The sequence below is a fragment of the Dolichospermum compactum NIES-806 genome (assembly GCF_002368115.1).
In the GTDB taxonomy this organism is placed as follows: Bacteria; Cyanobacteriota; Cyanobacteriia; order Cyanobacteriales; family Nostocaceae; genus Dolichospermum; species Dolichospermum compactum.
This window is the reverse complement of the sequence record NZ_AP018316.1, coordinates 5,009,002-5,030,337: the sequence shown is the minus strand read 5'-3', so window position 1 is coordinate 5,030,337 and position 21,336 is coordinate 5,009,002. Positions and strand designations below refer to the sequence as shown.

Here is a 21,336-nt window from a genome sequence, read left to right as displayed (position 1 = left end):
CTTCTTTGAGAAGTCGGGTATCTATTTGCTCCTGCTCCCTGTAACTCCTATAATTCCATGCTACCTAGAGAAGAACTTTTAAAAGGTGTTGAAAACCGCGATACTGTTGCCCGTGTAATTGATCAAGCAGATCAAGCCATAAAGACCTGGGAAGTGGTATTTACAGATTTTTTGTCTCCGCCGGAGTTGGCGGAAATTCAAAGGGTATTTAGCCGCTTAACGGAGGTGCATTCGGTAGCGTGGGGTGGATATCCACAGGCGGAAAGACAAAGGTTAGCTATCGCTCGTGCTGATTTACCATTAGATCAGTCTGAAGTGGCGATTGTGGCTTTAGAAATTGCTGGTAATTTCTTGTTTGATACAGCAAATCACCGGGATTTTTTAGGCGCAATGCTGGGAACGGGGATTGTGCGAGAAAAAACCGGAGATGTGATTGTATTGGGGGAAAGAGGGGCGCAGGTGATTGTTGTCCCTGAATTGGTAGAATTTTTAGAGATGAGTTTACAACAGGTGCGTTCTGTGCCAGTGAAAACTCGACGCATTGAAATTAATGAGTTAAAAATCCGCGAACCGAAGAAGAAGGAAATGACGACTGTAGAGGCTTCTTTGCGGTTAGATGCGGTGGCTTCGGCTGGATTTGGGATGTCCCGCAGTAAAATGGTGGATTTGATTGACTCGAATGATGTGCGTGTCAATTGGAAGGAAGTCACCCAAGCCAGTTCTCACGTTAAAACAGGGGATTTAATCGCAATTCGGGGAAAAGGGCGGTTGGAAGTTGGAGAAATTGCGGTGACGAAAAAGGATCGCTATCGGGTGCAATTGACTAGATATATGTAGGATATAATTTTGGTTTTAGTGGTTGACAAATTATATTTTATATGATAGATTATTAGTCTGTGTTGACTACGGACGGTTAGCTCAGGTGGTTAGAGTACATCGTTGACATCGATGGGGTCGTTGGTTCGAGTCCAATACCGTCCATATTTTTATGTCTAATCTGTATTTTTCTTTTCTGCTATTCTCAATTTAGCAGAACGGGAACGGGGGTTTTCTTTAATTTCTTCTTCTGTGGCAATTATGGGTTTTTTTGTCAATATTCGCAAGGAGGGGGAATTTCTCAAGCCATGTTTCACCGGTCTGTCTTCTAAACTGTGAAAACTGATAATAGCTATTCTTCCTTCAGGAATTAGCGCGTTAGGTGCTTTTTCTATTAAGGTTTCTAGGACTTTTAATTCGTCATTGACAGCAATTCGCAAAGCTTGAAAAACACGGGTTGCGGGGTGAATTCTCCCATGACGATATTTAGGAGGGACGGAATAGGCGATCGCATTGGCTAATTCTGTGGTAGTGTTAAATGGGCGTTTTTCAACTATTCTTCTGGCTATTCTGCGAGAAAGTCTCTCTTCACCATATTTAAAGAAAATATCTGCTAATTCTTGTTCGTCCCATTCATTGATAATATCTCCAGCAGTGAGGGATTGTTGCTGGTTCATTCGCATATCTAAATTAGCAGTATTTCTAAAACTAAAACCCCGTTCTGGGTTATCTAAATGATAGGAACTTACTCCCAAATCGGCTAAAATTCCATGATAGGTATTTTCTGGAAATTGGTAATTAGCAAAGTTGCTATGAATAAATTTGACTCTATTTCCAAATTCTGTTAGATTCTCTTTTGCTGCATTTAAAGCATCTTCATCTTGGTCAACTGCGGTAACTTTCACATCTTCAGCAGTTTCTAATATTAACCGACTGTGACCACCACCACCAACGGTTAAATCTAAATAATTTCCACCAGGTTGAATATTTAAACCTGTAATCACTTCTTGACTGAGAACAGGAATATGGGAAAATGTAACTTCTTCTAAATCTATGGGGGTTTGTGAATCTGATTTCATCATTAATTTATTGATACTAAAAATTAAGAAGCAAGTTTGGCGTTGATAAAACGGGAAAAAGGTCAGAATCACGGATTAGACGGATTGCGCTGATTTCACAGATTTTAGTAACTTTTATCATAGCAAACAACCTAATCCGCGCCATCTTTTAATCCGTATAATCCGCGATTCTCACTTTTGAGTGATCCCCGGATTCCTTAAGAATTGTAAAACCATAAGAATGTAAGGGTTTAAATTCTAACGGAAAACCGCCATATTCTTCAATTATTTGATCAATATTTTCCATAATCTTAATAGTCTCTGATATTATAGAAATAATATTTTGATAATGACTAATATCATCAAAATTCAATTGTCTCCCTTTTCTGTCTTTTAGCCATTTTTGACAGACTTGATAACCTCCAATATAAAAATTCCAAATTTGCGAGGAAATTTGATCAAAATACTGTTCGGAATTTATCCAAATTTGTTGATGATTTTCATTATATTTAACTTTTTCGACAAGATCAGAACCAGGAATAGGATAATTAGAAATTCCTGTTCCTATTGCTTTCATTAAATGGTATTTAACTAATTTATCACCTTTGGTAACTAATTCCCAAAAAAGCGCAGCATTGGAAGTTAAAGGAACACGAGGAAAATCAATCTTTAAAAATTCGGCGTAGCGTTGACGGTAGTTAGGAGAATGAAAGATAGCATAAATGTAATTAAAAATATCCTCTGGTCTAAAGGTTTTATTTTTATCTCCTTTTCCATCAAACATAAATTCTAAATCTAGTTTTTGGGAAAATTCAATAATAAATTCTGGAGATAAATTCGGTTTACGTCCTCCAGGTGTATTAGTTGGGATAGAATCAAATAAAGTTGGGGTATCTGTTGGGTAAAGGTAAAGAGGGAAAATATTAACTCCACCTCTTCTAAAAATATTAGTATCAATAGGTTGATTTGCAACTGATACCAAAGACCAGATAGGATCATTTACAGCAATTCCTTGACGACCTAAACCTAAACATAAGTTATCTTTTCTAAAAACATGATCAAGTAATTCTCGTCTAGGTCTATCCATTATTAGATCACTATAATAACATTAACGCCAATCGAAAGGGCGATATAAACAACTAATTATTTTCTCTGTCCATTGATTATCTAAGCGAATTAATTGACGGACTTTATCTAATCGCCAATTTTGATGATCATGAATATTATATTTATTGCTATAGTCTTCTTTAGATAAATTAGTTTCTCGCATTTCTCTAAATTTTTGAGTAATGCTTTCTTCATCAAAATCAATAGCAAAATGATCTCTATGGGTTTTTATACCAGCAGCATTCACTAGCATTATATCAATAACTTTCCATCCTTGTTCATACTCGGATGATAAACTGGTATTTTGAGGGTTAAATAAATAAAATTTAGCTTCAGGTTTGACAATTTTCCAATCAGTTGAACTAATATCATTTTCTGCTAACCAATGATATTTACCCCCAACTAATTCTTTATTTTCATAAACCTCTCTCATACCCCATAAATCAGCATGATAAACCGTTGCTAATTTTTGCTGACTATGTTCATATTTAATAAAAATACTAATTGCTACACCTTGCTGAATATCAAATACATTTTTATCTGGTGAACCGTCAGGACAAACTTCTTTTTTCTTACTATTACCATGTAAATCTAAAACATAAATCTCATCAAAAGTTTGCATCAAATTTTGACGCATTCCCCGAAAAGTCGGATTATCTAAATAACCATGATTCGTAATTAAAGCCACAATACCATAACCGGTTTCGGAAACTCGATGTTGAGCAAAACGGATAAACTTTACATAATCATCTAATAATCCTTTCGGGTTTCTTTCTCCTAAAGGTTTACCATCTATTTGATAATAATCTCGAACTAATCCCACAATCCAAGGGTCAGTATTTATAGATTCATAAGAATAGGGAGGATTTCCTAAAATTACCATCACAGGAACATCTTGTTTTATATCCTTTGCTGCTTCTGCTTCATCTCTAATTCTGTTCATAAAACCATCAGCAGCAGGAATTTGAAAAGCCTCTTGTAATGTATTAGTTAAATAAATCCTTAATCGTTCATCAGAACTAAAATCATAACCCAATTCTTGCAACTGTAAACCTAATTTCATGTGTGCTACAGTATAAGGTGCCATCAACAATTCAAACCCAAATAATCGGGGTAATAAATGTTGACTAACATAACTTGACCACATTCCTTTTTGAGATTTAAACTTATCATAAATAAAATCAATCACACTGTGCATAAAAGTTCCCGTACCCACCGCAGGATCTAAAATCAAAACTTGATGGGTTTCAATAGTTCCCTCACCCTTGGGATTAGGAACTTTAATCTTTTTAGAATCTGCTAAACCCTTACTAATATTAAATTTATATTTGAGAATATAATCTACACTTTTAACAATATAATCAACCACAGGTTCAGGAGTATAATAAACCCCTCTTGATTCTCGCATTTTCGGATCATATTCTGCCAAAAATGTCTCATAAAAATGCACAACAGGGTCTTCTCTGCGGGTACGTTTACCAAAATCTTTGAGAATTTCTGCCATTTCCGTTTGTTGCAGAATATTCGCTAAATTATCCACAGCCCAACTAATTCTATCATCTAAATCTGGTCCGGATATTTGTCCAAAAATACTCCTTAAAAAAGGGTTGGTTTTCGGTAATTTAAAAGCTGCTGTTTCCCGCGAAAAAGTATTAACATTATCAGTGTTACACCGCGCTGCAAATAACCCATAACAAATAGTTTGGGCGTACATATCTGCAAACTGTTCCACCGTCAAATCTTTAATTAATACTCGTTGAAATGACTCTAGCTGCTGACGTAACATTCCCCCATTATCCACATCATTTAACGCCGTTTTGATAGCATCTCTCATTAATTGGGCTAAACTAGCCATACGTTTAGCTAAATCCTTCGGTGTGGTCACTTGGGGAACTTTAGCTAATAAAAATTGCCGTAAAAGTTGATCAACTTCCTGTATTCCTTGTTTATCAACTTTGATTTTTTTGTTTTTATCAATAGTTCCTAAAGAAGCAGATAATTTTAATTCTCCTTGAATATACCAGCGAAATTCTAAATAATCAGTTAAAATCAAATTACCTAAAGCCTGAAAATAACGTCCCATTTGGGCAGTTTTTTCTACTTTCTTGAGAGAAACACCTATATCTTTAGCTTCAATATGTCCAATTTCTAAAATACCATTTTTCACTACAAAATCTGGCGCACCGCAAGCTATTCTTTTTGGTTCATTAATAGCTTGAATTTGAGAATCTAAAGATTCCATTAATTTTTTTAATGCTGGGCGATATGTATGTTCTGTGGCATTTTGTTGTTGATAAACTTGATTAATTTCCTGAAAATAAACTTGAAAATAATTCATAAATTTAATCACACCCCTTAAAAAACTCCGTTTCTCTTCCTCTGTGCCTCTGCGCCTCTGAGTGAGCTAAAATTTACCCATAGATACTAATGAAGATAATTATAAATTAAATCTATCTTCCTACGGGTCAAAAATCAGCAAAATCACCAAGACATTGATACAATTTTAGTTTAGTCATCCGCACCGCGAAGATTTCTCTCCATTCCCACACCCCTAGGTACATGAAAAAAATCCAGATTCTCAATCCCTTATATATCAGGCTTACCTATAATAATTGAAGTAGCTGCACACAATAAAACATCAAGTACAAAACCGACTCTGCTATTCTCTCTCCAACGTCACCTGTAGAGATAACCTAGAAATTATCCCTATAAGCTAAATTTTGGCAGACAATAACAATCGCAGCAAGTTAATCTTAGCGGGTCAATTTACAACATCCACAACGGGAGAACAGCAAATCTATGAGTAGAATAGAAACGCGCACCGAACCGATGGTGCTAAATATGGGTCCTCATCACCCATCAATGCACGGTGTTTTACGCTTAATTATGACCCTAGATGGGGAAGATGTCGTTGACTGTGAACCAGTTATAGGCTACCTGCACCGGGGAATGGAGAAAATTGCCGAAAACCGCACTACAATCATGTACGTCCCCTATGTCAGCCGTTGGGACTACGCTGCGGGGATGTTTAACGAAGCGGTGACAGTCAACGCACCGGAAAAATTAGCAGGTATCACTGTACCTAAACGCGCCAGCTATATCCGCGTGATTATGCTGGAATTAAACCGCATTGCAAATCACTTATTATGGTTTGGTCCGTTCTTAGCTGACGTGGGCGCACAAACACCCTTTTTCTACCAATTCCGGGAACGGGAAATGATTTATGATCTGTGGGAAGCTGCAACTGGCTACCGCATGGTTAATCACAATTATTTTCGGGTTGGTGGTGTAGCTGTGGATTTACCCTATGGTTGGGTAGATAAGTGTTTAGATTTCTGCGACTACTTCATTCCCAAAGTTGATGAGTATGAACGCTTAGTTACCAATAACCCCATTTTCCGCCGCCGGATTGAAGGTTTGGGAACTATTAGCCGTGAAGAGGCTATTAACTGGGGACTTTCTGGACCAATGTTACGGGCTTCTGGGGTAAAATGGGATTTACGGAAAGTTGACCACTACGAATGTTACGATGATTTCGATTGGGATGTTCAGTGGGAAACTGTTGGTGATTGTCTTGCCCGTTACATGGTACGGATGCGAGAAATGCGCGAATCTGTGAAAATTATTCGGCAAGCGATCGCAGGATTACCTGGTGGACCTTATGAAAACCTAGAAGCCAAGCGGTTAATGGCTGGGAAAAAATCTGAATGGGATGCTTTTGATTACCAATTCGTGGCTAAAAAAGTTTCTCCTACTTTCAAAGTCCCCAAGGGTGAAATTTACTCCCGTGTCGAAAGTGGTAAGGGAGAATTAGGAATTTATTTAGTTGGTGATAATAATGTTTTCCCTTGGCGTTGGAAAATCCGCGCCGCAGATTTCAACAACTTACAAATTCTACCTCATTTACTGCGAGGAATGAAGGTTGCAGATATCGTGGTTATTCTCGGTAGTATTGACGTAATTATGGGTTCTGTTGATAGATAATCAATCTTGATACTCTAGGACAAGGACTTCAATGTGTATCTTCTGGAATTCTTGTAGAGACGTTCCATGGAACGTCTCTACATTACCTGCTACCTAAGTAGTGAGACAAAATTAATTACACAATGTCATTGCGTAAGCGTTGCGTGGCGTTAGCCATATGGAACGAAGTGAAATGAAGCAATCACAACCTTTGCGATTGCTTCCCTTCCCTCGCAATGACTGTAAATATTTTTGTCCAATTACTTAATGTCTAATTTGCCATGAATTTTCAATTTTTAATTGTTGAAGGTTGGGTGTGATTTTGGAATAAAGGGCGCACAATTAAATACCCAGCGGCAAAACCAGTTATCATGATAAATATAATGGTTATTATCAGCCACCAACCATTTAAGCCTTTACTTTCAGTCCGATATTGAGGATAATAGTGAACTTCCTCTTCTTCTATAAATACTGTTTCTGATACTGGCAAGTTTATATTCATCCTTGGTGCAGCAGACTCCTGACGACGATTTTGAGGAGGAGTCGGTTTTGGCGCTGTTTTTGGTCGGGTACGATTTGTTTGCTGACGCGGATATGATGCGGTAACAGTTGGCTTATGCGTGTGTTTTACCTCGTGATTATGGTAAGGTGTTGGCTGAGGTTGAGGTGGATATTTAACTTCATTATCAGATGAAGATGGTGCAGGAGAACTGGGTGATGGTGTACTAACTAGCTTTTGCACTTCTAAGCAAGACTGAATCACTTTAGTAATTTCTTGCCGCAGTTGTTGATTTTCCTGGACTAATTTCTGATTATGACTGGTCATAACATCCAATTTGGATTGGACTGCTTGTAACTCCACTGTCAACTCTCGATAAACGCACAGGGGAACAGAAGGGGGGTAGCTATTAGGTGGTTGACTATAGTGAGATCCTGTAGTTGTTTTCATGGAATTTTTAGTATCAAAATACGGTAGTTAGAGTAAGGGTACGCAAAACCAGAATATAATTATTTATGAGATTATGCCCAAGAATAATAGAAAAATGCACAAAAGGCAAAGACGGGGAAAAATATCAGGAGTTGAGAATTAGAAACAAGAAGGGTTAAATAATTAGAACTATTAGTATATTAGCTGGTTGTATTTAATTAATACAGTGCTTAATAAATCTATTTTATCAATAATGGGAAAAAGTGTCCTACTGGTCCTTGTCCTTTGCCAATATCCAAGGAATAGGTAAGAGCATTTGTTACATATTCCTTGGCTATTTGCACGGATGTCCAGAGGTCTTTACCTAAAGCTAGATTAGCAGCGATCGCCGCTGATAGAGTACAACCTGTACCATGAGTATTTTTTGTCTCTACCTGTTTCGTTGTCAAAATCTCCAATTGTTCCCCGTCAAACCAAACATCAACACCTCGCAAATTTCCCGGCATTCCCCCACCCTTGACTAAAACAGCCTTAACTCCCAATTCCCTATGGATCATTTCCGCCGCTGCTTGCATATTTGCTAAAGAAGTAATTTCAAACCCGCTTAAAATCTGCGCTTCATAGCGATTTGGGGTAATAATAGCTGCTAAGGGAATTAAATTCTTCCGCAGAGTTTGTATCGCATCATCATCAATTAATTGCGCTCCTGTGCGTGATACCATCACAGGGTCAACCACTAAATTCTCAATTTTATAAGCTGTTATTTGCTGGGCTACAGCGAAAATAATTTCTTGATTGAGTAACATTCCCGTTTTTGCAGCCTGTACACCAATGTCCTCTACAACCGCCTGAATTTGAGCGATAATAGACTGGGGAGCGATCGCATCAACCCTACTAACTCCCACAGTATTTTGGGCTGTAATGCAGGTAATAGCACTTGTTCCGTGAACACAGTGAAAAGCAAAAGTCCGTAAATCAGTTTGAATTCCTGCACCCCCACCACTATCAGAACCAGCAATAGTTAAAGCAACAGGAACGAAAGTTTTGTTTATTGTCATAATTGGAGTCTAAATAGGTCTTGCTGAAAAAACGTAAAACGTAAATGAATCAAAGGTTTGAGGTTGATAAAAAGGAAAATAGGTGCTAGGTTTTTGAGGGGGTAGTACCAAGACGGAGTATTTTAAGTAGGTGAACAGAAAAATTTAAAGGTATATAACGGTATGTAAATTTGTCTCAATGCGAGATTCTGATTGAGTTTCAGCCATTTTACAAAACGCAATACCCCTCATTTTTATTTTGTTTACTTACTTACCTCTAATAAACTTAAAAGTTTGGGGATAACCATCTTTTCAATATCATATTATTGAAGATTATTAAATGAAAATGGCTCTACCGTTCCCTTTCTGTAAAACAACATTTATTGTAGGTTGGGTTGACGCAAGGAAACCCAACAACTTTTACCATATTACCGCCAATGTTGGGTTTCACTTCGTTCCACCCAACCTACCTTAGAACCGTTTTATTTATCAGCCTGTAAACCAGAAAATAGCCTTGTCCAATTTAAATTATTAGCAATCGCTTCACCTTCTTTAACTTCAAAAGTGCGATTAATAGCTTGTGGTTCTTTAATTGCTTGAACACAAATTTCCGCAACATCATCACGGCTAACTTTTCCTTTAATATTATCACCTTGCTCAAAAATTAACTCCTTCCCTCCTGCTGCTTCTGTCAAAGCACAAGGTCTAATAATTGTATAGGGAATTCCACTAGCTTTCAGGCTTTCTTCTCCTCGCAACTTCCAAGTTAAAATTCCTCCCAATTGGTCATTTAATCTCACTGCTGGTGGTTCTTCATCTAAATTAATTCCTGGTCTTCCGGGACGAGTTACCCCAGCGGAACTGATTAATACAAATTGAGGTAAAGTTTCCGCCCCATAAGCTTGAATTGAAGCAACTTCCAGCGCGAAAAACCCCGGATTAAACGCAGGATTTAAAGCACCATCATATTCAAACTTACTCAACATTAATTGCACAGAACAAACTTTGCTAATGTCCATTGGTGGACAGTCCTTAACAATTTTGGCACGAAATACGGGAACTAAATCTGTAAAAGGAATCTGAATATCTAGCCAATTATTAGCAACAGTATCAAAAGAATAGCTATAACCAACACCATCCCAAGTTGATTCTGTGCGTAAAAATATTTTATAACGTTGTCCATCACCTTTAACCCGCAATTTCACACCTTGATAACCAGATAAATCCAGCAAAGGTGAAAAATTCTTAGTTCTCACCGAAGCAAACCCCCCAGAATTAGCCGTAGAAACATTACCTGTAAATACTCCTATATTTTCCCTAATTTGGAAACTACTAGCACTAACACCTCCCATAACCACATCATCTAAAGCACCCCAGATATTTTTGATTTCATCTGATGGTTTCGTAAAATCAAATATCGGTTTTTCACCCGCAGCAACCAGATATTTTGCGGCTGCTGTTACTAAATTTTTCACACCTTGATATTCAACATTTTCTGGTGTATCTCCGACAATTTCCGGCAGATAAAATTTCACACCTTGATTATATTTTGCTCTATCGGGTGTATCTCCCTCAACAGGTTGAACACGCACTGACGTACAACAAATTACAGCTTGAATATTAGCCATAACTAAATTTGTCAAAGTCTCTGGTTTGGTAATATCTCCAACTACCAAATTAATATCATCACCCAAAACTTGCCGCGCTTTTTCAATATCTCGAACTAAACAGCGCACATTATAACCCTGTGTTATTAACTTCTTAACAACTCGTTTACCTACACCACCTGTTGCACCAGCTACCAGAATTACAGCCACATTTCCTCCTTCTTTGGGTCTATCTTGATTATCTGTTGAACTACCTGGAAATAGTTTTTGAATCCAATTAAGAATCGGAAATACTTCAAAGTACGTTAGGGTTTTAATGAATCTGCATAAATCCCATCGAGAGCGGTTGTTATTATTCATAGTTACGATTTAAACATTGTATTTTATTGTTATTGTATCAATTTTTTGTAGATTTAGATCCCCGACTTCTCAGAGGATGTTTGAAAAGTTTTTAATGTATAGATAAACCCCTCTCAAAACCTCTCCCCGACACGGGGAGAGCCTTTGAAACCCCCATTCCAGATAAAAAAAGTTTTTCTGCTTCCCTCTCCTAAAAGGAGAGGGCTAGGGAGAGGTAGGGAAAAGGGAAGGGGGGTTAGGTTTCTGGAGATTGTCGGTTTCATCTAATACTTTTCAAACAACCTCTCAAAGCAGTCGGGGATCTGGATGAATCTGGATAGCCATATTACTATTTTTTGGTATAATATTTCTAAAATATGATAATTGCCGTGATGAGTCAATTTGCCAACGCCCAAGCTGAATATGAGAAATTTCCTGAAGAATTTACCAGCATTATTATTAGTACGGTAAATAAACAAGGAATCCCTAATGCTAGTTATGCTCCCTTTGTCATGGACGATGATAAGAACATCTATATTTATGTGAGTGGACTAGCTACTCATACGCAAAATATTCAAAATCATCCTTTTGTAAGTGTTCTATTTATTGATGACGAAATTAAAACTAAACAGATTTTTGCTCGTCGGCGCTTAAACTTTGATTGTAACGCAAATCTGATAGAAATGGAAACTGAAAAATGGGAGGAAATTGTTGATAAATTTCAGCTTCGTTTTGGAGAATTGATTTCTACATTACGCAGTTTACCAGATTTTCGGATTTTGCAACTTACACCGCAGACCGGACGGTTTGTCATTGGGTTTGGGGCTGCGTATAATATTAGTAATGATAATATAAATCAACTTGTCCAAATTACCAAAGATTCACTTTCATAATTATGCTGAAATTTCAACCTCCGGGTTTTGGGAGTAAATTCATTCATACATCTTTGGGGGCAATGGTTTATTATACCCAAATTAGCACTCCTTGGGAAAACACCAAAAACCAAGATTTACCACCATTATTATTTCTACATAACTTTGGTGGTGGTGCGTCTGCTTATGAATGGTCGAAAATTTACCCAGCTTATGCGTCAACATATCGAATTTTAGCCCCAGATTTAATTGGCTGGGGAAAATCTGCTCACCCGGTGAGAGATTATCAAATTGAAGATTATTTAACGACGATTCTAGATTTTATTTCGCAAACTTGTGATCAACCTGTCACTGTCATAGCTTCTTCTTTAACTGCGGGTTTTACTATTCGTCTTGCTGTGACTTATCCCGATTTATTCAAAGCTTTATTTTTAGTTTGTCCTGCGGGTTTTAATGATTTTGGAGAAGGTGCAGGGAGAAGATTACCACTTTCTTTAATTAATACACCATTAGTAGATAATTTAATTTATGCTTTAGGTGCAGAAAATGAAATTGCAGTGAGAAACTTTTTGCAAAGTTTTCTATTTTCCAACTCTGAAAGAGTAACACAGGAAATGGTATCAGCTTATTTAAGTTCCGCACAACAATATCAAGCCAAGTTTGCAGCTTTGTCTTTTTTACGGGGAAATTTGTATTTTGATTTGAGTTTATATATTCAACAACTGCAAGTTCCCACTGTGATGTTGTGGGGTGAAAATGCCCAATTTACAAATATCCAATTGGGACAACGGTTAGCAAATTTAAATACTGAGGCAATTCAGGGTTTTCATAAAATACCCGATACAGGAATTTTGCCCCATTTAGAAATACCAGCAGTTGTCATAGGAATTTTACAAAAATACAACAAAACTGGAAAATTAGAAATCTAAAGGACTAGCAACGCTGCGCGGAAGTCAAAAGTCAAAAGTTAAAATGCAAAAGTAATAAGTTACTTGATTTTGGACTGACGATTTTTCCGTCCTCAATGGCGGGACTTGTACAAAATTTTTGTAATCCAAAATCCAAAATCCAAAATCCAAAATCCAAAATCCAAAATCTAAAATCCAAAATTATCGGTCATAAGCTAGAATCTTAGTAGATGAGTGCGAAAGGTTTACACCATCAAGAAAGTTGTAATATAAAAAAAGTAACATAGCTCTTCACTCACCACAACCAATGACATCAACTCTTCTGAAACTTCCACGCCTTAATGCACCTACACGGCACCATCTACCCAACGGGTTGACTATTATCGCCGAACAAATGCCAATAGACGCGGTTAATCTCAACCTTTGGGTAAAAACCGGTTCTGCAATGGAATCTGATGCTATTAATGGTATGGCTCACTTTCTAGAACACATGATTTTTAAGGGTACACAAAAACTTATTAGTGGTGAATTTGAACGCCGGATTGAAGAACGTGGTGCAGTGACTAATGCTGCTACTAGCCAAGATTATACCCATTATTATACCACAACTGCGCCTAAAGATTTTGCCGAATTAGCTCCTTTGCAAATAGATGTTGTTTGTAATCCGAGTATTCCTGATGATGCTTTTGAACGGGAACGATTAGTAGTTTTAGAAGAAATTAGACGTTCTGAAGATAATCCCAGACGACGAATTTATCGTCATGTTATGGAAACTGCTTTTGATTCCTTGCCCTATCGTCGTCCCGTACTTGGTCCTGAGTCTGTGATTTCTGAAGTTAAACCGCAACAAATGCGAGACTTTCATAATCATTGGTATCAACCTCAATCAATTACAGCAGTTGCTGTGGGTAATTTACCAGTAGAAGAATTAGTAGAAATTATTGCGGCAGAATTTAGTAAAAATTATCAACAAACAACTAATAAAATCACACAAACAGCAGCAATTCCTGAACCTGCATTTACAGAAATAGTCCGTCGGGAAGTTGTTGATGAAACTCTCCAACAAGCAAGATTAGTGATGATGTGGCGAGTTCCTGGATTGATGGAATTAGAGGAAACTTATGCGCTTGATGTGGTAGCGGGCATTTTAGGACATGGAAGAACATCTAGATTAGTGCGAGATTTACGGGAAGAACAGGGATTAGTTTCTTCAATTTCTGTGAGTAATATGAATAATTTATTGCAAGGTGTGTTTTCGATTTCTGCTAAATGTGATGTAGAAAATTTAGCGGACGTGGAAGCAGGAATTATTCAACATCTTCGCAGATTACAAACAGAATTGGTCAAAGAATCAGAAATTGCCCGTGTCCAACGACGAGTAGCTAATCGGTTTATATTTGGGAATGAAACACCAAGCGATCGCGCTGGGTTGTATGGTTATTATCAGTCATTGATTGGTGACTTAGAACCAGCCTTTAATTACCCCCAATATATTCAAGCCCAGGCAGCCACTGATTTAATCCAAGCTACAAAGGATTATCTGTCCCCAGATGCTTATGGTGTCGTTGTCATAAAGCCTGTTTAGGTTTGACTTAAACCTCATCGAAGATAAACATCGTAGATTAGTTGTTAAACCCTTACAGTTACCAAAACTGTAACGGTAACTAAATTTCAAGCGGCCCAGGACTATTCTAGGTAAGTGCAAAAAAGCAAACATCTTTCTTGAGTGTGAGGATTTAGCAATGTCTTACCCGATTCCGTCCAAAATGTGGCAGCGCGTCAGTATTTTAACACTACTTTTATTACTACCAACAGTAGGAATTGCCGTTTTCCGTCAATCCAAAACTTCGCTATAAATTACCTCAAGATAGTAGCACTCAATTAATTACCCAAACTATCAAAGATAGTGAATTCAAAGTTGACCGAATCCCCTTCCACTAACTTGAGATTTGCGGCTGCTGTGGCAACTTTTGGGATGATATTACGTGATTCTGAATACAAAGGGAATGCTAACTATGATTCGGTGATGAAATTAGCAACTCAAGGTCAGGGGGAAGATCAGGAAGGTTATCGGGGTGAGTTTATGCGTTTGGTAGAGAAATCTAGAGATTTGATGATCAGAAAGTAGCGCCCCCGTGCCTAACCCAGTATTTGGGGCAACCACAGGGGGTTGGCCCCTACTTAAATGGTGATTTAAACCAATTTAGTGATACTTTCTGCTATAGAAATTAAAGCCATCCTCTAGAAAGATGATCTATATCAGCAGGGGAAATAAATTAGTAACCATATCAACTCAGAATTAATCTCAATTAAATTGTGAGAAAAAAGAGATTATTTAACCTTTTAGGATTGGTAATAACAATAGCGATCGCTCTTATTAGTTGTCACAATTTGCTATTACCAAAATCACCCCCACCCATTATCGTCAAACTCAGTGGTTGGACAGGCAATCCCCTAGAACAAACACTGTTAAAACAGGTAATTCAAGACTTTGAAAAGCAGCAGTCCCAGATCAAAGTCAAATATGAAGCGATCGCTGATCAATACATGGATGTGATTAAAACCCGTTTAGTAGGAGAAGCCGCACCAGATGTATTTTATCTTGACGCTTTAGAAGCCCCTTTTTTAATGAGTCAGAACGTCCTAGAACCCCTTAATAAATATATTAAACCTGAATTTGATCTTACAGACATAGAACCCAACCTCCTCAACAATTTTACCTACCAAAATCATATTTATGGTTTACCTAAAGACTATTCTACCTTAGCCCTATTTTATAACAAACAAGCATTTAATCAAGTTGGTTTAACCAGTCCGCCAACTACCTGGGAACAACTTCGCACCTATGCAAAACAACTAACAGGCAAACTGAATAAATATGGCTTTGGTGAAATTCCCGAATTATCTCGTCAGGCATATAAAATCAACGCTTTTGGCGGAGAAATTATTGATAAAAATGGTTATGCTACCTTTGCTAATGATCCAGGTTTGCAAGGTTTAGAATTAGTAATCAATCAATATCAAAAAGATCGTTCCTCCGCCCAAAAATCTGATGTCGGCACAAATTCCGGGAGTGAAATGTTTGGACAAAATAAAGTAGCAATGGTAATTGAGGGTAATTGGGCAATTCCCTATCTGCAAGAAACCTTTCCCAAACTAGAATTTGCCACAGCAGAGATCCCCAAAATTAATCATCAGCAAGCAACAATGGTTTTTACCGTTGCCTATGTCATGAATAAACAAGCCCCCCATAAAATTGAAGCATGGAAACTCATTTCCTATTTAACAGGTAAAGAAGGCATGAAAAAATGGACAAGTAAAGGATTTGCATTACCAGCCCGTAAATCAGTAGCACAGCAATTAGGTTATGATAAAGACCCTCTCAGAGCATCATTAGTAGCAGGAGTTAATTATGCCACACCCTGGCAATTAGGCAAGTATCCTGCCGCAATTATCAACAACTTTGATAATCAATTTATTAGTGTTTTGCTAGGACAACAACCGTTAAAACAGGCAATGTTAAAAGCACAAAATGCAGCCAACCAACAAATTCAGGCAGATATGTAGAGTTTGTAATTAAAATTTGTACCAGACTCTAATTTTTCGGCATTGGTGAATGAAAGTATGATTTTTTTTTCACGCAGAGGCGCGGAGAGTAAGAGTGTGAGAAATAGAATGTTTGAGTTTCATTTACCCGAAAATTACTGTAATAGACAGATCAAAGAAAATTTAACAGCTTATTTATTCATAACTCCCAGTATTTTAGTTATAGGGACATTTATAATTTTACCTATTCTCTATGCTGTATTTCTTTCCTTACACAAAGTGCAAATGCTAGGAGGTATTCATTACCGTTTTTTCGGTTTGGGTAATTTCCAAAGATTGTTAACAGATGAAAGAGTGGGAATTGCTTTAAAAAATACAGCCGAATATGTAGCCGTTGTTGTTCCCACACAAACTATTTTGGCTTTAGGTTTAGCAGTAACACTCAATTCTGGCATTCACGGGAAAAACTGGTGGCGGATTCTTTACTTTTTACCAACAGTCACATCTTCCGCCGTATTGACACTAATTTTTATGTGGATTTATAACACAAATGGACTCCTAAATAATTTTTTAGCTTTCCTAAAATTACCTATATATAATTGGTTGGGAGATCCATCTGTTGCTCTTAAAGGAATTATGATCATGAATATTTGGTCAACAGCACCGTTTTTTATGGTGATTTATTTAGCAGCTTTACAGGATATTCCCCAAACCCTTTACGAAGCAGCAGAACTTGATGGAGCGAATAGTTGGGAACAGTTTATTTATATTACCTTGCCTTTATTGCGACCAGTGACTTTCTTCGTCATAGCAATGGGGATGATTGGGACTTTTCAATTATTTGATCAATCTTATATATTTTCTGGAGGAACTGGTGGACCAAATAACGCCACTCTCACCTTAGTTCTGCTAATTTATCAAACCGTATTTCGGAATTTACAGATGGGATATGGGGCTGCGATCGCCTTTTTACTAGCATCTGTAATTATTACCCTCACATTAATTCAGAGACAATTCTTCGGAGGTGATAAAATTTGAATAAAATCCTTGATATTTTCTGGGTTAAAGTTCTATTATATATCTTCCTCACAGTTTATGGAATTATCACCATAATTCCCTTCCTTTGGGCATTATCAGCATCATTTAAGCCCCTCCCCGAAATTATAAATGGTGAATTTAATTTCATCCCCAAACATTTTACTCTTGATAATTACAAACAGATATTTCTGCAAGAACCTTTATTTTTGCGATGGTTATTTAATAGTGTAATTATTGGCGTTACCGTCACAATTTTAAACTTACTATTTAACTCAATGGCAGGTTATGCCCTAGCCAGATTACATTTTCATGGTAAAAGTTTCTGGTTCCTCCTAATTTTGACAGTCTTAGTAGTGCCAGCGCAAATTACCCTAATTCCCACATTTTTAATTCTCAAAACCATCGGTTGGTTAAATTCATACCCTGGGATGATAGTTCCGAGTATGGTTAATGCTACTTTTATTTTTATGATGCGGCAATTCTTTGTTAATTTCCCTAGAGAATTAGAAGAAGCTGGTCAACTAGATAGTTTAAATGCCTGGGGAATTTTTTGGCACATAGTTTTACCTCTAGCTAGACCAGCATTAGCCGCACAAGCAGTTTTTGTCTTTATGGGTAGTTGGAATAATTTTTTACTGCCCGTAGTCATTCTTTTTGACCCAGAAATGTTCACCTTACCCTTGGGACTAAACACCTTTAAAGGTCAATATATCAGCTATTGGAACTACACTATGGCAGCCTCAATGGTATTCACCCTGCCCGGTTTAGCCATTTATGCCTTCTTTAACCGCTACTTAATTCAAGGTATTACCTTTACTGGTGGTAAAGAATAATTCCTCCTCTCTGCGCCTCTGCGTCTCTGCGAGAGAAAAACTTATCCCTTCCTCCCAACAGCAACACAGTAAATAGCCGCATGACGTTGCCCATCAATCCCCAACATACCGTTTAAACTCAGATCATGGAATCCACCGAGACAAAGACTATCCAGCCCCAATTGCACAGCCATTAAACTTATATTTTCAGCTTGATGACCAGCTTCCAAAAGTGCAAAACGATAGCCTCGCGCTCCATATTTGCCCATTGAGCGCATAAAAACCGATGTGAACACAAACAGAGCATTGGCATTGACAATATAATCTTGCTGCAAAAATGCTTCTATAAAATCTGTTGGTACGGCATCATTCACCCAATGTAACCCTTGTCCGCGAGGTTCATAGTGATATAGTCCGCTAACCAAACCTTGTACCGCTTGTGTAGATACGAACACCTCCAGGGGATACAATCCGCCCGCAGAAGGAGAGTTGCGAGCCTCATAGCATTGATTATCTACCTCACGCAGTCCATTGAGTCCACACCCTGCATCAAGTAGTTGAGCCAAAGAGACGAGTGGCATCACCTGATTTTCAAATGATCGCACAGAAGTACGCCGTGCTAAAAGTTCCGACAGCGGGTTATCCCGTGGTGCTTTTGGTAGTTCCAGAAAAGGAGCTTCTGGCAGATATCGCAGTTCAGTAGCCGGAACCCGCTTGACATGACTTTTCGGGACTGGAGAGTTCAAATGATACAGAAGAGCTAATTCTAAAGGTTCATTGGCTGTGTGCATTGCTCTAATTTCCTTGTTTTAAGCCATAGGATGTGGGCAGGGATTCAAGTCATTTGCGGTACGTCGGCCACCATAATCCAACCTTTCTGGGACTTCAAACAATCGCCGAGTCCCCAGTGGTTCTTGTCCATAACCAAAATAGATAGGGACTAATTCACTGGCTAAAGTCCGCACCACTCGGAAACCAAGAGAGGCGATATCAGGGGCGGTAATTTCCACTACATAAGGTTCAACACCCACTGAATTCAACTTGGTAACTACTGATTGCAAATTCTCCGCTTCTGATTCAGATTCGTAAATTGGTAAATCTTCAACTTGGCAGGATTGATCATGATGAAACAGAAAATCCAACTCACTCAACCGAGCCGTTGTGTAGAAAAAAGCGCTGTGATCATCCAAATTCTGAACATCACTATATTCATGAAGATTAGTCCCAGCACCATTTTTCATCCGTTCTATGTCACCAAAGCGAGCTTGACAAACTTCAAAAACTGCCTTGTGAAAAGCCGTTGGTCCATCAAGATGACATCCCATACCAGTGGACACAGCCGGACCCTTGCCCGAACGGTCAATTAACATAGCCATGAAAACTGGGACTTGAATATCAGTAATCAACTCGAAGACAACTAACTCAATGCCAAAGCGGGCATAGTGGCGGGCTATTTCCGTCTCAATTCCTGGCAGGTGGTCAAAATAGATGCGCGGAGCAGGTAAGCGATTTAACCAAGTAATGATGAAAGCATCGCGTTCAATTAATTCGCACAAACCCCTGTAGGCAGCAAACTCCCAAGACGGTCCACTAGCCATACCGTTAGAACTAACAGGTAAAATATGATCTCCTGGTTGGTTGCCGTCCCAGTCCAAATAAACCAAAAAGGCTGGAACTAAAACCTGTTGGTTACTGGATAAAGAAAGGGCATTTATCCACGAAGTCTGCGTTGTCGGATTGAAAGCTGGAAAAGGGAAATTGGGGTTAGAGTATTGTTGGTCAGAAAAAGGAGAAAAAACTAAAGGAGAAACGGCACGATTGCCTAATTCTTCGTAGCTACCAACAATTAGTTGGCGATGATCAACAATACCACCACAGTATCTTTCTATAGCTTCGCCCACAGCCCCAAAAATGGCTTGTTCATCCGTCATGCCCCTACCAACACCGTAGCGTAAATCGTCCTGCTGTTTACGAAGTTGGAAATTGGCTAATTCGGCTTGCCACAACACCGGGAAATCGAACTCTGTATAAGGCTTGGTAAATCTATCTAAGGATCGAATAATGCCAGTATGGGGGCTGACTAAATCCCCCCAGCGGGGACTTGCAATTACTGTATTCACTGTGTTCTCTCCTATCTTTTTCCGTTCCCTGTCTTGGCTGAACAATGGGGACAACCTGGTTTTTTGAGAACAACATTGTGAGTCAGTTTTGTGCTAAGTAAGTCTATATGTAGTAGTTTTCCGTCAGTAGCCATAGGTAGACCGAGCATCATCTTCACCGCATCAAGAGCCATATAACTTCCCACCAACATCTGACCTATCGGTAAATTTTCCCGCAGTCGTGGTTGAGAACGCCGTTCTCGGTTGAGCAACTGTTCAACCGCCAATTCCGCCTCTGGAAACTTAGAACAAGCCATAGACCGCATTCGATAGCATAGATAACAGGGTTTGTCCTGGGAAAAAACCAGCGGACCGACATTTCCCTCAATCCCAGCCGCCCCACCCGGTAGCAATGGGCGCTGCATCTTTAGGCATAGTCTGTTTAGGCGATAGGCTAGATTTACAGATACGGCATCAGTAGCAACAATCACCAGATCAACGTCCGCCAACAAAGGATTGATGGTTGCATCATCATTTAAATTATCTGTAACAATTTCAGTTTGGGTAACTCCACCAATGGCTTCAATCTGTCGAGCCGCTTCCACACCCCGAAAAGCACCGATCTTATTCAATCCCGAACCTGACATCATCAGGGAATCCGAGGGCAGGATACAGGCATCATCGCACAAACGCACAAAACCGATACCAGCAGTAGCTAGATTAATTGCTGCTATCAGTCCCGAACCTCCCAGTCCAAAAACAGTAATCCTGGCATTAGCTAAGAGTTTCTGAGCATCTTTTTGGTCAAAGCCTAATTCATGATAAAGACTAATTTGCGGCAGTAAATAAGCACGACTATCTAAATCATCTCTATCTTCCCAAGACTCTTCAACTAGGCGATTGTCCATCAAAAATTCTAAACATTGATTTAGAGAAGAATCTGTCAATTGTTCGCCAATAGCATCGCGGATTTCTCCTATTGTGCGATCGCCATCTAGTAAAGGTAAAACAATGTTTTCTACATTATGCAGAGCTTGACCCTGTACTCTCAGGGTTCGCCGTGTTGTATTAAATATCATACTTTCTTCGCCACTGCAATCTGCCGGCATCACGTTGATAACAACGTGTTCTAGTAGCCGGAGTCGCTGACTATCATTTAATTTCATAGACTTTATTGCAAAGATTGAATCTTGCTATCAATAGCAA

16 protein-coding genes, 1 tRNA gene and 1 pseudogene are annotated in these 21,336 nt (G+C 38.5%); 10 read left to right on the top strand and 8 right to left on the bottom strand.

Annotated elements, in window-relative coordinates; translation table 11 throughout:
• The first annotated feature begins 57 nt into the window (after positions 1-57).
• Both CA730_RS23335 and CA730_RS23330 read left to right on the top strand, forming a co-directional pair.
• Complete coding sequence (locus CA730_RS23335; protein ID WP_027401464.1) at positions 58-837, top strand: photosystem II S4 domain protein; 780 nt, start codon at positions 58-60, stop codon at positions 835-837.
• Between the two features lie 70 nt (positions 838-907).
• Positions 908-981, top strand: a tRNA-Val gene (locus CA730_RS23330).
• An 11-nt stretch (positions 982-992) separates the two neighbouring features.
• Here the strand turns inward: CA730_RS23330 and rsmH are convergent.
• Both rsmH and CA730_RS25860 read right to left on the bottom strand, forming a co-directional pair.
• Positions 993-1,895 carry a 16S rRNA (cytosine(1402)-N(4))-methyltransferase RsmH gene (gene rsmH / locus CA730_RS23325; protein ID WP_096670956.1) on the bottom strand — a complete coding sequence of 301 codons (903 nt, stop codon included), beginning with the start codon at positions 1,893-1,895 and terminating at the stop codon, positions 993-995.
• Positions 1,896-2,043: 148 nt separating this feature from the next.
• A pseudogene (locus tag CA730_RS25860) lies at positions 2,044-4,389 on the bottom strand (type ISP restriction/modification enzyme).
• Between the two features lie 1,391 nt (positions 4,390-5,780).
• On the opposite strand from CA730_RS25860, the gene CA730_RS23315 reads away from it, so the two are divergent.
• Positions 5,781-6,965, top strand: coding sequence for an NAD(P)H-quinone oxidoreductase subunit H (locus CA730_RS23315; RefSeq protein ID WP_096670954.1), 1,185 nt, complete (start codon positions 5,781-5,783; stop codon positions 6,963-6,965).
• 268 nt (positions 6,966-7,233) lie between these two features.
• On the opposite strand, the gene CA730_RS23310 is transcribed toward CA730_RS23315, so the two are convergent.
• From CA730_RS23310 to CA730_RS23300, 3 genes are all read right to left on the bottom strand, one after another.
• Positions 7,234-7,893 (bottom strand): hypothetical protein, encoded by a 660-nt coding sequence (locus CA730_RS23310; protein ID WP_096670952.1) that lies wholly within the window; start codon positions 7,891-7,893, stop codon positions 7,234-7,236.
• Between the two features lie 218 nt (positions 7,894-8,111).
• On the bottom strand, positions 8,112-8,930 hold the full coding sequence (gene thiD, locus CA730_RS23305; RefSeq protein ID WP_096670950.1) for a bifunctional hydroxymethylpyrimidine kinase/phosphomethylpyrimidine kinase: 819 nt from the start codon (positions 8,928-8,930) through the stop codon (positions 8,112-8,114).
• A gap of 461 nt (positions 8,931-9,391) precedes the next feature.
• Positions 9,392-10,876 carry a CIA30 family protein gene (locus CA730_RS23300; protein ID WP_096670948.1) on the bottom strand — a complete coding sequence of 495 codons (1,485 nt, stop codon included), beginning with the start codon at positions 10,874-10,876 and terminating at the stop codon, positions 9,392-9,394.
• Positions 10,877-11,247: 371 nt separating this feature from the next.
• On the opposite strand from CA730_RS23300, the gene CA730_RS23295 reads away from it, so the two are divergent.
• The 7 genes from CA730_RS23295 to CA730_RS23265 all read left to right on the top strand — a co-directional run bounded on the left by CA730_RS23295 (position 11,248) and on the right by CA730_RS23265 (position 18,052).
• Positions 11,248-11,748 (top strand): HugZ family pyridoxamine 5'-phosphate oxidase, encoded by a 501-nt coding sequence (locus CA730_RS23295; RefSeq protein ID WP_096671759.1) that lies wholly within the window; start codon positions 11,248-11,250, stop codon positions 11,746-11,748.
• Between the two features lie 2 nt (positions 11,749-11,750).
• Complete coding sequence (locus tag CA730_RS23290; RefSeq protein WP_096670946.1) at positions 11,751-12,656, top strand: alpha/beta fold hydrolase; 906 nt, start codon at positions 11,751-11,753, stop codon at positions 12,654-12,656.
• 286 nt (positions 12,657-12,942) lie between these two features.
• On the top strand, positions 12,943-14,220 hold the full coding sequence (locus tag CA730_RS23285) for a M16 family metallopeptidase (RefSeq protein WP_096670944.1): 1,278 nt from the start codon (positions 12,943-12,945) through the stop codon (positions 14,218-14,220).
• Between the two features lie 333 nt (positions 14,221-14,553).
• Entirely contained in the window at positions 14,554-14,763 is a 210-nt protein-coding gene (locus CA730_RS23280; RefSeq protein WP_231939926.1) for a YfbK domain-containing protein, read from the top strand.
• Positions 14,764-14,951: 188 nt separating this feature from the next.
• The gene (locus CA730_RS23275; RefSeq protein WP_096670942.1) at positions 14,952-16,202 is read left to right on the top strand and encodes an ABC transporter substrate-binding protein; all 1,251 of its coding nucleotides are present in this window, start codon (positions 14,952-14,954) and stop codon (positions 16,200-16,202) included.
• A gap of 108 nt (positions 16,203-16,310) precedes the next feature.
• Complete coding sequence (locus CA730_RS23270) at positions 16,311-17,219, top strand: carbohydrate ABC transporter permease (protein WP_096670940.1); 909 nt, start codon at positions 16,311-16,313, stop codon at positions 17,217-17,219.
• Positions 17,216-18,052, top strand: a complete 837-nt coding sequence (locus CA730_RS23265; RefSeq protein WP_172891238.1) for a carbohydrate ABC transporter permease — start codon at positions 17,216-17,218, stop codon at positions 18,050-18,052. Before CA730_RS23270 ends, CA730_RS23265 begins: the two co-directional genes overlap by 4 nt.
• 41 nt (positions 18,053-18,093) lie before the next feature.
• Here the strand turns inward: CA730_RS23265 and CA730_RS23260 are convergent, their stop codons facing one another.
• From CA730_RS23260 to CA730_RS23250, 3 genes are read right to left on the bottom strand one after another with little or no spacing between them, the layout of a single operon-like run.
• Positions 18,094-18,822, bottom strand: a complete 729-nt coding sequence (locus CA730_RS23260) for a SagB/ThcOx family dehydrogenase (protein ID WP_096670938.1) — start codon at positions 18,820-18,822, stop codon at positions 18,094-18,096.
• An 18-nt stretch (positions 18,823-18,840) separates the two neighbouring features.
• The gene (locus tag CA730_RS23255) at positions 18,841-20,151 is read right to left on the bottom strand and encodes a YcaO-like family protein (protein ID WP_096670936.1); all 1,311 of its coding nucleotides are present in this window, start codon (positions 20,149-20,151) and stop codon (positions 18,841-18,843) included.
• 11 nt (positions 20,152-20,162) lie between these two features.
• On the bottom strand, positions 20,163-21,296 hold the full coding sequence (locus CA730_RS23250) for a TOMM precursor leader peptide-binding protein (RefSeq protein WP_096670934.1): 1,134 nt from the start codon (positions 21,294-21,296) through the stop codon (positions 20,163-20,165).
• Between the last annotated feature and the right edge of the window lie 40 nt (positions 21,297-21,336).